Source organism: Pedobacter suwonensis, from assembly GCF_007833675.1.
Classification (GTDB): Bacteria; Bacteroidota; Bacteroidia; order Sphingobacteriales; family Sphingobacteriaceae; genus Pedobacter; species Pedobacter suwonensis.
On record NZ_CP031708.1, the window covers coordinates 4,756,301 to 4,770,476 of the forward strand.

Annotated in this window: 9 protein-coding genes; 6 read left to right on the plus strand and 3 right to left on the minus strand. The window is 38.6% G+C overall.

Annotated elements, in window-relative coordinates; all coding sequences use genetic code 11:
• Positions 1-377: 377 nt before the first annotated feature.
• A complete protein-coding gene (locus DV942_RS19655) occupies positions 378-2,906 on the plus strand; it encodes a DUF5686 and carboxypeptidase-like regulatory domain-containing protein (protein WP_145860364.1) in 2,529 nt (842 codons plus the stop codon).
• Between the two features lie 584 nt (positions 2,907-3,490).
• On the opposite strand, the gene DV942_RS19660 is transcribed toward DV942_RS19655, so the two are convergent.
• Positions 3,491-6,082 carry a phosphatidylglycerol lysyltransferase domain-containing protein gene (locus tag DV942_RS19660; RefSeq protein ID WP_145860365.1) on the minus strand — a complete coding sequence of 864 codons (2,592 nt, stop codon included), beginning with the start codon at positions 6,080-6,082 and terminating at the stop codon, positions 3,491-3,493.
• A gap of 302 nt (positions 6,083-6,384) precedes the next feature.
• Between DV942_RS19660 and DV942_RS19665 the strand changes: the two genes are divergently transcribed.
• Positions 6,385-6,570, plus strand: coding sequence for a hypothetical protein (locus DV942_RS19665; protein WP_145860367.1), 186 nt, complete (start codon positions 6,385-6,387; stop codon positions 6,568-6,570).
• 125 nt (positions 6,571-6,695) lie between these two features.
• Here DV942_RS19665 and DV942_RS19670 read toward each other — a convergent pair whose 3' ends face one another.
• Positions 6,696-9,137: a TonB-dependent receptor domain-containing protein gene (locus DV942_RS19670; protein ID WP_145860369.1), complete on the minus strand. Its 2,442-nt coding sequence runs from the start codon at positions 9,135-9,137 to the stop codon at positions 6,696-6,698.
• A 212-nt stretch (positions 9,138-9,349) separates the two neighbouring features.
• Here DV942_RS19670 and DV942_RS19675 point away from each other — a divergent pair, with 212 nt between their 5' ends.
• Positions 9,350-10,372, plus strand: a complete 1,023-nt coding sequence (locus DV942_RS19675) for a sensor histidine kinase (protein WP_145860371.1) — start codon at positions 9,350-9,352, stop codon at positions 10,370-10,372.
• 2 nt (positions 10,373-10,374) lie between these two features.
• Positions 10,375-11,073, plus strand: coding sequence for a LytR/AlgR family response regulator transcription factor (locus DV942_RS19680; RefSeq protein ID WP_145860374.1), 699 nt, complete (start codon positions 10,375-10,377; stop codon positions 11,071-11,073).
• Between the two features lie 47 nt (positions 11,074-11,120).
• Here the strand turns inward: DV942_RS19680 and DV942_RS19685 are convergent, their stop codons facing one another.
• Positions 11,121-12,005, minus strand: coding sequence for a mechanosensitive ion channel family protein (locus DV942_RS19685; RefSeq protein WP_145860375.1), 885 nt, complete (start codon positions 12,003-12,005; stop codon positions 11,121-11,123).
• A gap of 484 nt (positions 12,006-12,489) precedes the next feature.
• Between DV942_RS19685 and DV942_RS19690 the strand changes: the two genes are divergently transcribed.
• Together DV942_RS19690 and DV942_RS19695 are read left to right on the plus strand one after the other, a co-directional pair.
• The gene (locus DV942_RS19690) at positions 12,490-13,071 is read left to right on the plus strand and encodes an RNA polymerase sigma factor (protein ID WP_145860377.1); all 582 of its coding nucleotides are present in this window, start codon (positions 12,490-12,492) and stop codon (positions 13,069-13,071) included.
• Positions 13,072-13,129: 58 nt separating this feature from the next.
• Positions 13,130-14,128 (plus strand): FecR family protein, encoded by a 999-nt coding sequence (locus DV942_RS19695; RefSeq protein WP_145860379.1) that lies wholly within the window; start codon positions 13,130-13,132, stop codon positions 14,126-14,128.
• The last annotated feature ends 48 nt before the right edge of the window (positions 14,129-14,176 follow it).

Below are 14,176 nucleotides of genomic sequence, written 5' to 3' on the forward strand. Positions count from 1 at the left end.
TGCGCGTTATTTATTCATTTGATTTTTAAAGTAACTGATGTCGGCTTAAAGCATTTTTAATCAAAAATGGTAGACCTTTCGGTACTACCATTTTAAACAAACAGGATTACAGATGAAATTTTGGTACGGCCAGATGAAACCGGATGATACCAAAACTACTATCTGATATTAAACTAGTTTATCTTAATGAGCAGATGTTTTTAAAAAAGTCCTAATTTTTTATAAAAAAAAGTTTAGATTCTTTGTTTTCTCTACGGAAAAAAAATATGCTATGAAAGCAACCATTGTGTTGTAGGTACATTGGAAAAGGATTATGATTTCAGCTAACCATTAGGACTTTTTAGATCTTCTCTTGTCAACTGGACAGGAGATTATAGATGAATAGTAAAATAAAACAAACAAGATTTTTAATAATAGCAGTGGTGCTGCTTATCTTCTCTGCAGGAAGTACAATGGCACAGCAAAAAGAGCTATCAGGTGTAGTTATTGACAAATCTACAAAGGATCCTATTCCATACGCAACGATCAGTATCGTTGGTGAAGTTAATAGAGGTACCCGATGTGATAGTGCGGGCCATTTCGGCATCCGCTTTTCTGGTCAGGTAAAAAGCATCAGGATAAGTGCAATAGGATTCCGATCGGAGGTTCGTTCCATCAGTGGTCAAGGTAATGTTTTAATTATTGAGCTTGAGCCAGATAATAAAATGGATGAAGTAACGGTTAAAGCCAGGCGGGTTAGATACCGAAATAAGGATAACGCTGCTGTAGAACTGATACAGCGGGTTATCAATGCCAGAGAAAAAAATAATGCACGGCTTAACCCCATGTATACACATTCGGTGTATGATAAGCTTTCCATGTCATTGGCGCTAAAAAATGATGCGGTCGAAAAATCCAGTTTGCTTAAAAAGTTTTCTTTTTTAAAAAACAGAATGGATACCGAACTAATGCCGGGAAGGACTTTGGTGCCTGTTTTTTTTAAGGAGGTGTCATTGAAAGAAAATTACAGTAATGGGAAGCCGGTAGCCAGCACTGTTGTTGCCATGCAGGAAAGTAGAATTGACCAGAAATTTGACGAAGACGGCTTTGATGAGTTTATGGACAAGGTATATGGCAAGCCTGATCTTTATGATCATGATATTCAGCTTGGAAATAGGCAGATTTTAAGCCCGATAGCTCCAGAGGCAACAGCATTTTACAAATACTTTATTATTGATACCATAAAAACCACAAAACCCTGGAAGGTAAAGGTATTGGTTTCGCCAAGAAACAAAGAAGATGCTTTGGCAACCGGTTTAATTTTTATTGATTTGGACGGTAAAGACGCCGTTCAACGGGCTGAATTAAAAATCAACGAAAAGTCGAATATCAACTGGGTTGATCACGTAAAATTTGATATCCTTTACCAACAGCACACTGACGGTCGGTATTTTCTATCGAAATGTACCATGTCTTTAAATCTGGGCGTATTTAAAGAAGGAATGAATGTTTTTGGTGTGAGGACCCTGATCATGACTGATTTCAGTTATAAACACAGTAACTTTCCAACTGGCACAGCAAAAGACAATAAAAGGACTTTGCCCCAGATGAATGTCCATTCTTTCGACACCTTAAGGCCTGAAAAACTATCGGCCCTCGAACAGACCAGTTTCAATAACGTCGACAGTTTAAAAAGCAATGCTGCTTTCAATAGAAGTATGAACATCGCCTCAATGCTTTTCTCAGGTTTTGTTAATTGTGGGAAAGTTGAATTAGGGCCTCTGAATTCGCTATATAGTTTCAATAGTTTGGAAGGAAGCCGTTTCCGGATAGGAGGGCGCACAACAGATGCTTTCAGTAGAAAAATTGTTTTTGACGGCTACGCGGCCTACGGCACCAATGATAAGCGGTTAAAATACAAGTTCGGAACAACATTTTCATTGACGGATAATTCTATTTATACATTTCCTGTAAGGTCACTAAATATTCAATATGGTTTTGATACAGAGATTCCAGGTCAGCAACTCAACAACGTTTCTGATGATAATGTATTGCTCTCGATAAGAAGAGGAGTTAACAATAAAATGTGGTATAAGGATAAGTTTTCTGCTGAATATCTTCATGAGTTTGAAAACCACCTTTCATTTAAAATAGGCGTAAACCGGCAAACATTAACACCTATGGGGAGTTTGAGTTTTGATTCGCCCTTACAATCGTATCGTTCATTAACAACTTCAGAGGTTACAGGCGAGATCAGATGGGCTCCCCATGAAACTTTTTTTCAGGGGAAGCGTTACCGTCGCATCATCAACAATGGCTACCCAATCTTATTGTTGAAGGCTGACATTGGATTTAAGGGTGTCATGGGCAGTTCATATAGTTATCAACGATTTACTTTTAGTGCCTCCAAACGTTTTTTTCTCTCCCAATTGGGCTATTCGGATGCCCAGCTTGAAGGTGGTGTAATTTTTGGAAAAGTACCTTATCCTCTCTTAAATATACATCGTGCTAATCAATCCTACATTTACCAGTTTTCTTCCTACAATTTAATGAATTTTATGGAGTTTATGAGTAATAGATACGTTGGTGTTAATGTACAACACCAGTTCAATGGATTTTTTCTGAATAAAATCCCTTTGCTTAAAAAACTCCAGTTGAGAGAAGTTGTGTCATTCAAGGTACTAAAGGGCTTTTTAGATTCATCCAGTGATCCTTCTATTCATCAGGAATTATTTAGATTGCCTGCTGATAATGTTAGTGGCCAGTTTTCAGGCAGATTAGGTAGTGCGCCATATATGGAAGCCAGTATAGGGCTGGGCAATATTTTTAAAGTGCTGAGGGTGGATTACGTTCGTAGATTAAATTATCTGAACAACCCAAATGTATCGCCATCGGGAATTCGGGCGAAGCTTTCCTTTGATTTTTAATCCTATCCGGTTAAGCTATTTAATTTAGCGTTTCTTTTTCTTGTTATCGCCCGGCTGGTAGATTTATTACCGGCCGGATTTTTAAAAAAAGACTTTCATTTATTAACCTGATTCCTTGTTTTTGGCCAAAAAAAAAGATCGCTACTCCCACTAACAGACTCCAACAGAATGCTCATGTTCCACAAGTACAAGGAATCTTTCGTGTAACAGTTTTCAAAAATATTTTCCATTTGCAGCGTATTTTTCAATGGAATTGGTCGTCATCTTAATCCACTAGCTCACCCTCAAAAGGAAAGGCATATAGATGCATGCAAGACCCTTATACGAGTTCGGGGTGACGTTTTTACAGAGATTTACTGGAATGCTTTAGCGTTGCTGAAATTTGGTTTCCCGGTTTCGCAGAATACCGTTTCTAATGACAGCGTTAATAAAAGTTGTTAATCTGCTCACCAGAGTTAAGTTTATTTCATTAAAGCGCCTTGAATAGAGTTGGGGATGACGATATTTTGAAGAGTTCTATCTAGATAAAAGTATCTTTTCTATTTAAAGGTTCTCTGAAATATTACCTAAAGTCCTATTGTTCTTCAATAAGGACGTGCAGGAACTTCCATCACCTTTTTTATGGCTTTTGGCAAAAGAATTAAATCACATGCATTTTCATACACTAAGAATCTGTCTTCCCATTGCGGATCAAATTTATCCTTAAACTCTCTTAGGCCCTTCCAGGCCTTAATCTGAGGCGCATTTTTCCGGATCAGTTCCATAAGTTTCTCATTGAGGCTATTGTTGGGGCGTGCTCCGGAGAAGGGGGCCAGTCCCATATTTAAACGGCTGTAGCCTTGTTCTCTGCAATATTCTATAAATTTCAGGATGAGTATATCAATATTGCCACCCTCTTCAGGTGTGAGTTTCCTGATCAGGTCATAGGTCGTCTCGCCAGGAACATAATCTGGTATCACATTAAGAAACGCAACAATTTTACCTGTCGCATTTTCCAATACGATAATATCCTGATGTTTTAGTTGCTCAGGCGCGAATGTTCCTTGCGAAAATCCGCGTTCTCTTCTTCCAGTGGCCGCCAGCCAGTTATCAGAAATCGTTTTCAACTCCACGAGCATAGCATCTGAAATCGGTGCCTGATATACTTTGGGTTCATAACCTTCACGCTTCAGTTTATTAACGGTGTTTCGCAATGCTTTGCGGTTTTTTCCTTCCAAGTTAAATTTTTCAATGTCAATTAAAGCCTCCTGGCCGATATGAAAAGACTTTTTTCCCATTTCTACCAATACAGCCCGCAAAGAAGGATTTACCTGATAGTAAGCCGGGCGGATTCCTGTGGTTTTACAGAAATGCTCAAATTCGATAATCGCTTTGCGGATATGATCAAATTGTTTTTTACAGACTGGACCTTCTAATACAATGGCGTACCCTGAAGATATGCCAAAAGCAAAGAAACCTTCAACCTGTTTACAAACATAATAATGTTTATCATCCAACAATTTAAAATAATCCACTGGCGAAAGGCCATGTCTGTTTACAATGTCTCTGGCACGCCTGATGCTTTTTGCAGGAGGCTCAAGCCTGGGTAATTGGGGTTTCAACCATTTATAAACCAATAAAACCAGAAATATGGTGCCAAGTATGTTTAAAGAAGTTAAAAATGATACCCCAAGAATGCTCCAGGGCTGTATGCCTTCATTGCTTAACAGTAAAAAATGCTTCATACTATTTATAAAGGCAATAGGCAAAGTAAAATTGCCATCAATATGTTTTCCTTGCAGGAAATAAAATCCTAAGGTTCCGTAGCCAATTATGGCAAGAAAAACGGATGCCCAAATCACCAATTTTTTACTTTTTAAATTAATATTGCCTTTCATATCGTAATGCGGATAAGATATCAGTAGAAATATCATTACCATAAGGGCTAGTAGTGATTCTTCATAATCGAACCCCTTTGTCAGGTTGCCAAGAAATGATAGGGCCACCATGACAAAGGCCATATACCAGGCGGTTTTAACACCAAGAAATAAATAGTAAGTGCAAATTGTCAGTAGTACCCCCATTAATAATACCATACCGTTTGACAGATCTACACCAATGAGGGGAATAAACTGATCTAAAACCCGTATACGATCAGTAAGTGCGGGACTCATTACTGAAATAATATTTACCAAGCCCAGTATTAACACGAATAATGCAGGCAAAAGCCGGGCCCAAAATGCCATTTTTTTGAAAATAAAAGGACAGATGCCTGCAATAAGCGGTAACCAAAACTCAAAGCCCCGGTATAACAGTGTTATTGATATTGCTTGCGATTCTTTAATCCCTGCCCCCATAAAAACCATAACCATTGATACTTCAACTGTCCCGATTCCTTTTAACACAGGAGAAAAACAATATAAAAGTGTTGCTATTGTATACGCCCAAATGCATATACCCAAACTTGGCTCAATGTCAAGTGCTAACATCGCAATATATACGTGGGCAATGCCAACAACTTCAGTAAGTAGGGCAATAAACAAAGGCCTCCGCCAGTTTACCTTAGCATTTTTGAGCAAATCAATTTGAGTGAGAAAAGTTTCTACAGCAGGGAAAAACCGGTATAACACCTTAAAAATGTAACCACGCCTTAAAAACGACCACGTAAGAAACGTTATCAAAGCAGTCGATAGGCTTATCCACGAAACTGATTGCCAAAAAGTCGCTGTCGCCTGCCCTGCAACCTGATACCAGATGATAACCGGAATAGCCAATAATATTAAGGAGGCAATACCCGCAACGGCATAGATGATCGACCCCATGTTGATTTTTTCACGGCTGAGCTTTTCTGCTTTTAATTCATCAGAAAAGAAAGCTAATGATGTAAAACCGCCTGCAGGTAGCATGATGCTCAACAAATTTCGCTTCAGGTATAAATTAACAGCATGCTGTAAATCTACCTTGATGCCCAACTCGCGAAAACTGCTTACATATAAGTATCCTTGCAGGTAGATATAGCTAAAACTTAAGCTAAGACCAATAATGATCCATAGGTTAAGCGTAGTTAGAAGTTCAACAGATCCTTTAATTTCATGTCTCTCGTGGAAGAAGAATAATACTAACATCACCAAGGTGGCGACTGCAAATAGTGTTTTAAAAAATGTTCTGTATCCTTGATAATTTACTTTGCTGATCATAGGGATGTGCGGACTGTAATGTTTTTTTAAAGACAACGCTTTCCTTAAAAAGGCCCAAGCCAACCGAGCACAATTGAAACATTTTAAACCGCTTTAAGCCAGGCTTTATGATAGTGATTTGGTACTGCCCATGTTTATTGTTCCTGGCGTATCGGAAAGGCTTAGGCCATATTAGGACTTTTAAGGGAATTGGTTGTCAGAAAGGCATGATAGATCAAAATTGCTTACTAAATAAAAGATGTATTTTAATTTATATTTATTTTTTTGCCTTGCTGGTAGTTACGCTTTCATCCTGCAGCCCAATGAGTGAAATTGCGAGGGAGAAAGCATTAAGTCCGGATAACGCATTTAAAATCTGTAAAATAGGCGAAAGAATAGGCAGGTATAGATTGGTAACGGTAATGGATAACCAAAACAACTACTATAGTTGGATAGCGAAGGATTTTCCCTACCATCTGAAGCCTGGTGATGATTATCCTGCCCACTAATTATCGGCACTGCCTCATTAGCATCTTCTATTCATTAACTTCCTCAAGTCAGCACTCCTGTAGATTTTTCCATTCCACTGCGTTTCAGTCCAATGACGCTGCTTTTCATTACCTATTATCCATGATTATCTTATCCTTTTACCACGTACCGGTTTCGCATTCGGCTCATCTGGAAAACGACTTTCTTTTTCGCGTGACGGCTTTAGCCCACCGAACTGCCAGCTAAAAGATATAGTTGCCGACCTATTGTAAAACCTGTTGATGCCTGTGCTCTGAAAAGTTGGTGCAAAAGCATAAACATTTTCTTTAAATGTTTTCTGAAAAGGGTTAACCGTTGCAAAGGTGATACTGGCCTTTTTGTTCCAGAATTGCTTGCTGATTGCGAAACGGTAAGAATAATTAGCTGAATTTTTACCCTGCAAGGTGATAAAACCATTTCCATAATCGCCAGAAATGCTTAAAGAAAGATCGTGGGGCAGGGTAAGTGTATTGTTTAAAGTGGTATTAAAAAATGTGCCTTGATTTGATATGTTTAGGGCCTTGCTGGAAAAACGTAAATGGAAAATTTCTGCCCCTGCATTTACCGTCCAATTATTTATTGGCTTGAAAACTCCATTCAGGTTCATTCCTATTCTCGTGTTCTGGCCAATGTTAACCGGGTTACTGTAAGAAATGCCGTTTGCTTTCACAGTAGTTACCGTTTCTATAGCGTTTTTGTTTGCACTGTAATAAAGGCTACTGATCAATGTTGTTTCCTTTTCACCGGTAAAAACATGGGTCAGCTCCAGATTACGTGTTAATTCGGGTTTCAGGTATGCATTTCCCTGGGTGATGTTAAGCGGATCGCTGGCATTGATATAAGGGTTAAGGTCGAAAATGTTCGGACGGCGAATCCTTTCGGTATAGTTTAGCTTAAGTTCGTGTTTTTCTCCAAGCTTTTTAGCGATCAGGAAATTGGGTACCCAGTTCGTAAATGTTCTTCCAAAAGATGGAACAGATTGGAAATCTGCATTGATTCCCGTCCTTTCAAAACGGATACCAGGCCTGAAAGTCCATTCGTTGCCCGTTTCAAAGTTTAAACTCATGTAACCCGCCAGGACGCGTTGCCTGTAGCTCATACTTCCTGAACGTGTAGGGTCTGCCTGTAAGCGGCTGTTGTTTACTTCATAAACACTCGTAGAAGTGGTTCCCTGGTATCTCGTACCCAATTCCATAGTCGTTTTACCCGACTTGCTTAGTGGATGGGTATAGTCTGCCTGAAAATTCCAGTCCTTTTCCGTTCCTTTGTTCGGTCCCCTTTCCTCAAATGAAAGTGTTCCATCTGTTTTATATTGTTTGGTAAGGTAGTCTGAAAAGTCTGAAGATAAAGATCGCTGCGCAAGAACTTGTAGTTCCTGGCCCTCGCGCGTAAACTTCTTGTGATAGTTCATTACCATTTCTTTGTAGGTAAACTGGCCACTTTGATCGCTTATCTGGCGATATTCATCATTTACACCTCCATTATTATAACGGTTGTAGAAACTGTTTTTTTGAGGCCATACGCCTTTCCAGTAAGAAAAACCACCTTCCAGGGTTTGTAGCGAATCAATCTGATATTGCGCCGATAAGCTTGCAGATCCACCTCTGTTGATCATTAAGCCATTGTTTTTTTGAAACAGGCTTCCCGTTTGCCTGCCATCCATGTAAGAGAAACGCTGTAATTCGGTCATGCTCTTTTCTCGCTCGCCACTATAGTTCCCTACAGCAGAGAGATTGAGTTTGCCAACGGTCATGTTCAGCGCAAGGTTCCCGGTCTGTTCCAAATTCCCTGCTGAAAGATCCAATGTGCCACTGGTTCCCTTCAGTTTCTTTTTGGTAATGATATTGATCACACCGGCAGCACCTTCTGCCTGATATTTAGCAGAAGGGCTCGTAATCACTTCAACGGATACGACTGAACTGGCAGGAATTATTTTTAAGGCCTCTTTAAGATTTTTAGCCATAATTTTGGATTCAACACCATTGATTAACACCTTGATGTTGGAATTTCCACGCATTTTCAATTCTCCATTGGCCGTTACGGTAAGCATAGGAGCCTTGCGCAAAACATCGGCAGCATTACCCGATTTATTGCTGATATCGGAAGCAGCATTGTATATAATTTTATCTTTACTGCTCTGGATGATTGGCTTTTTAAGGCTGCCTACTATTGTTATGCCTTGCATTGTTGTGCTTTTTTCTTCCAGCACCATTCTGCCCAAATCAAGTATCTCACCTTCAACAGGAATGATGCCCGAGTGATAATCATGATAACCTATATAACTGATTTGTAACTTAATCTTCGGAACCGATTTCACCTTTGCCGTGAAAGCCCCGTCATTGCCAGATGCTACAGTAGCCAATAAATCGCCAGTTTCGGTCCGTAATATTATAGTGGTTGCAGGGAGGGTAAGGTTGTCCGACTTGCTTACTACAATTCCTTTTACTGTTATCTGTGAATTATTCCCTGTCTGGGCAAATGTTGCCATCGAAATAAGCATAATGCCCAACATAAGTGGATACGACAAAAATAATTTTACTTTGCTCATATTGAATATATTTTAATGCTGCAAAGCAACACAAGAAGGTGTTTTTAAGGGAATATAAATGACCAGTCTGGCAAATAAAAGGTTGAATACCGTTTGTCATTAAGATTTGTTGCTTTAACTTAAAACGGGGAATTTTGTGCATCTTAAAGTGTAATGCTTTTGCAAAACTTAATCTGCCTGATTAGGATGGGATCATAACGAAAATAATTAGAATGGCAAATTCAAATAAAATAAGCAGTTTGTGGATACAGGAAGCCGTAATATTTTGCGCAATGTTCGCATTGACTATGCTGCACGAGTGGATATTTATCAACTCACCAGAAAACTTTTTGAAAGGATTGGGCTTCTTTCTCATTTTATATGCCCAGGCCCAGGTACATCGTTTTTATATCTATCCTTACTACCTGCGCAGAAGCTATCTGGTTTATACTATCCTTACACTTACTGGAGTTTCAGTGGGTGCAATTATGCTTTTTACGGCCGATTATTATTGGATAAAGCCCGATTTTTTTGGAGATGAAGGCTTTTTATTAGGGTTTATCTACCATTTTGTAATCTGCGTAGTAAGTACGGTAACCATTATGGCCCTTTCGCTAATGAAAAGCTACGCAACAGAATTACAGCGAAGGAATCATGATCAGCTCTTACTCAATGAAATGAACCTTAAATTTCTGCATGCTCAGCTCAATCCGCATTTTTTCTTTAATATGCTCAACAACTTGTATGGTGTTAGCCTTACAGAACCTGAAAGGACCCCCGCATTAATTGTAAAACTCTCCGAACTGATGCGTTACCAGATCGAAAACTGGAATCTGACCAAGGTGAAACTTGAAGGCGAAATCAGCTTCATCGAAAATTATGTTGACCTTGAACGTGAACGTATTGGTAAGCGGTGCGATATCAGGTTAAATTATTCGAGCAGTACAAGCGATACACAAAATCGATTTATCGCTCCCTTATTATTGATTGTTTTGATCGAAAATAGTTTTAAACACAGTCAGAATTTTAAGCATTGGTTTGTAAATATCGATATCCACCTTTCTGAAGAAGGACTGAAAATGCACATTGAAAATTCACTTGCTGATGAGAGTCTGAAAAAGCACTCCACACAGATTGGTCTGGCAAATATTCAACAGCAACTGGAGTTTCTTTATAAAGATGCCCATCGCTTTACTACCGAGCGACTACCTGACCGGCATTGTACCGAAGTATTTATTAATTTAAAAAATAGTTAAACATGGACATATTGAAATGTATTATCGTAGATGATGAAGAGGGTGGACACCGGGTTTTGGAACACTTTATTGGCCAGGTAAGGTATCTGGAAATGGCAGGATCATTTTATACCGCTCTTGATGCGATGGAATATATTTACCAAAATGATATCGATCTTGTTTTTCTGGATATTAATATGCCGGGCCTTAGTGGATTGGATATGCTCGGTGCAATATCTGCAAAGCCATTTGTGGTGCTAACTACGGCCTATAAAGAGTATGCACTGGAAAGTTACCAATATGATGTGGTGGATTATCTGGTTAAGCCCTTCGATTTTAAAAGGTTTTTGGCCTCTGTTGATAAGGTAATGAACCGTCTTGCACCCAAACAGTCTACGCAAAAAGAGCATGCTAAAGCTGCATATTTAGTGTTAAAGGTTGATGGGGCAATGATCAAACTTAACTTTGATCACATCCTTTATACGCAGAGTTATGGCAACTATGTAAAGTTTTTTACCGTAGATGGAATGCGCTTAAGTCAGATTACCACAACAGAAGTGGAAAACAAGCTTGATCCCAAAAAATTTGTCAGGATCCATAAATCATATATTGTTGCGGTGAAAGAGGTTTCAGCCGTTTCGGGAGGGGAGGCCATTCTTTTTGATGGAACCAGGCTCCCCGTTGGAAACCTTTACCGAAAAACTTTGCTGGATTCCCTGTAAATGTACTTAGGTATTAGCAGACGATATGGTCAAAAATATTGTCGTTATTAATCTTTAGGGGATGTTTTATCTGCCGAACTGCCTATAGCGATTATTGCATCTTGCATGGTTCGATAAATATGGCGTTCTATTATTTTGTTGTCATCTGCAAGTATAAGCTGGGCTTTACAGTGAATCAGGTCGTGTTTCATCGCAACTACCTGGAGTGAAAAGCTGTTTTCTCTGATACTGGTTAAGAAAGGTGTGATCGAAGATTTTAATGCTTTTTCTACCTCATCGATTGAAAATGCATGATCCAGGCGCAGTTCAAATTCTACCGCCAACTGTCTGATGTTTTTTTTGCTCCGGTTAAGCACAATGGAAGAAGATACTACAGCATTAGGGATGACTATCATATCCCCATCCTTATTTTCGATGATGATATTAATCAGTGTGATATCCCTGATCTTTCCGCTAAATTCACCTATGGTTATTTTGTCGCCCAGTGAGAGCCTGTCAGAAAACATGATAATCAGGCCATTTGCCATGCTCGTGATGTAATCTTTTGAAAGCACGGCAATTGCTGCGGCAACAATACTCAGGCTCACAAACATATTCCTTATGTCGATATCAAAAAGAATCATGACGGAGATGATGAACGTACCGGTATTGATGATAGAAGAAATGCGGTTAATGCCAAGAACAAAATTGTTCATGTCCATTTTTTTATCTCTGTGCTTCCTTAAGTATAAAGCAATTACAATGAGCCGTGCAAAAGAAACAACTACATTGAAACTGAGAAAGAAAGTAGTGGCATATAAAAGCCCCTGGGCCAGCGAAGTGTTTATTTTAAATAGTTCTTCGTTAAAACCAAAGTAGATCAGTACCGAATAGACTAGTAGTTTTGCCGTAAAATATAAAGCCGGCTTTTTTAGGTCATTTTGGTGTTCCATCTTTGAAGTTATAGAAATTAACTGTTAAGTGTAGTTCATTTAACCATCCATGTAAAGGATAGTTAATATTTAATGCAAAGAAAGTTGAATTTAGGTTTGACATAGAAAATTAAATGATCAACCTGGGGAAATATCTTACCAACGTTGTTCGTCAGGTGTAAAGGAGTTTAAACCCTGATATTGAACGGTAAAATGAATAGGTAACTTTATACCATTTCCTTATATTTTCCACAAATAAAAGATGACAAATACCGTTTGTCATTTATAATTGTACTTTACTCATTTATTTTAGCAAGTTGGCTGCGGAATATATTTCTTTGATCATCAGTTTATTGAAACATAAACAAATAAATAACGAATTTGATTGGGACTTAATGCCAATGCTGTTGTCATTAAGCAAGTGGTGATGTAACCAATTTAGTTGGAGTTGTCGTCACAGCGGTTTCCAAACATTTGTGATAAATATTTAAAACTTTCTGCTAACATGATCGACCACGATGCCGAGCTAATGCGAGGAATTCGACAAAAAAACAAAGAAAGCTTTGAGCAGCTTTATAAATTGTATTACAAAAAAAATTACCTCTTAGCATATAAATACCTGCGCAACCAGGAGCAGGCGGAAGAAATTGTACATGACGTTTTCCTGAAGCTCTGGAATAATGGCAGAGAAATCTCTATCAAGCAATCATTAGGAGCTTATCTCTCCAGGAGCATCATAAATGGTTCGTTAAACTTGATAAAGCAGCAACAACGGCTTGATGCACATGTTGAAAGCTTTCGATATGCTATAGATGAGGAGGAAGAATTTAATGATGATGCTCAAATATTAGAAGATAAACTACAACGCCTTGAGCAGGCCATTGAAACACTTCCTCCTCAATGTAAAAAAGTGCTGATGATGAGTAAGTTTGACCATTGTAAACAGCAGGAAATTGCCGATGCTTTAAATATTTCCGTTAAAACTGTTAAAAACCACCTTACCTTAGGTTACGAAAAGATAAGGATGCTCATGAAAAAAGATCTTTCGTTGCCGATCGCCATTATTTTTTTTAACTTCTTTAAATAGGACTAATTTTCAATGGTATTGTCTTATTAACAGAATGGTACTAAATTAATGAATTGATATGGAAGAAAATTATACTCAAAATGAAATCCCCTACCAGCTGATCCTGGATGAGTTGAACGGAACCCTTACAGAGCATCAGCGCACTGAACTGGAAAAGTGGAAAGCGGATTCACAAGCGAATGTGGATATTTATCTGGAAATTATTGAAATTTCAAGAAATGCGGAGTTGCTTGGCGAAAAACAGCATTTGGATACTGAAAAATCATGGCAAAAGCTTAGTGCACTGGCTTTTAAAGATCCTGAAATTCCTGTCCATAAGGTTCTGAAACTGAAAAAGGTAAATTATTTAAGATGGTCTGCCGCCGCAGTACTACTTATTGGTATCTTGGTAGCCATCAATATCTGGAAAAATAACGCCGAACAGATGGTGCAGACGGGTGAAAAAGAGCGCCAGCATTTAATATTACCTGATGGAAGTGAGGTGATTCTAAATCAGAATAGTTCATTCAGTTATAATAAGCGCGATTTTGCCAAATCCAGAAAGGTAAAACTGATGAGTGGCGAAGCCTATTTTAACGTAAAGCATAATCCGAAAAATCCATTTTCAATTCAGACCGGAGAACTTAAGGTAATGGATCTGGGTACCAGTTTCAATTTAAATATTGAGTCTAACTCCGTAACTGTGATTGTTAACAGTGGAAAAGTGGCCATGGAATACAGTGGCAGCAAAAATAAGATACTGTTAGATCCGCAGGATAAAGGGATTTTGGATGTGTCGGCCAAAGCCTTGACCAAAAGCCCAAATGAAGATATTAACTACAGAGCATGGTACGATAAAACATTACGCTACAAGCAAAGCCCACTTGAGGTAGTTTCCAAAGATCTGGAGAAAATATATGGCGTTAAAGTGATGTTTCAGGACAATGAACTTAGGGAACGCCGGTTGACAGCGTATTTCAAACAAAAATCAGTGGAAGAAATTATGCAGATTATCGGGACTTCCCTTAACCTGAAAGTTGTAAATACAAATGGAAGTTTTGCATTAAGCAACCCGTAGTTTGTTTGGATAAAACTTTAACCAGTAGCATTAATGTGCGATATTTGT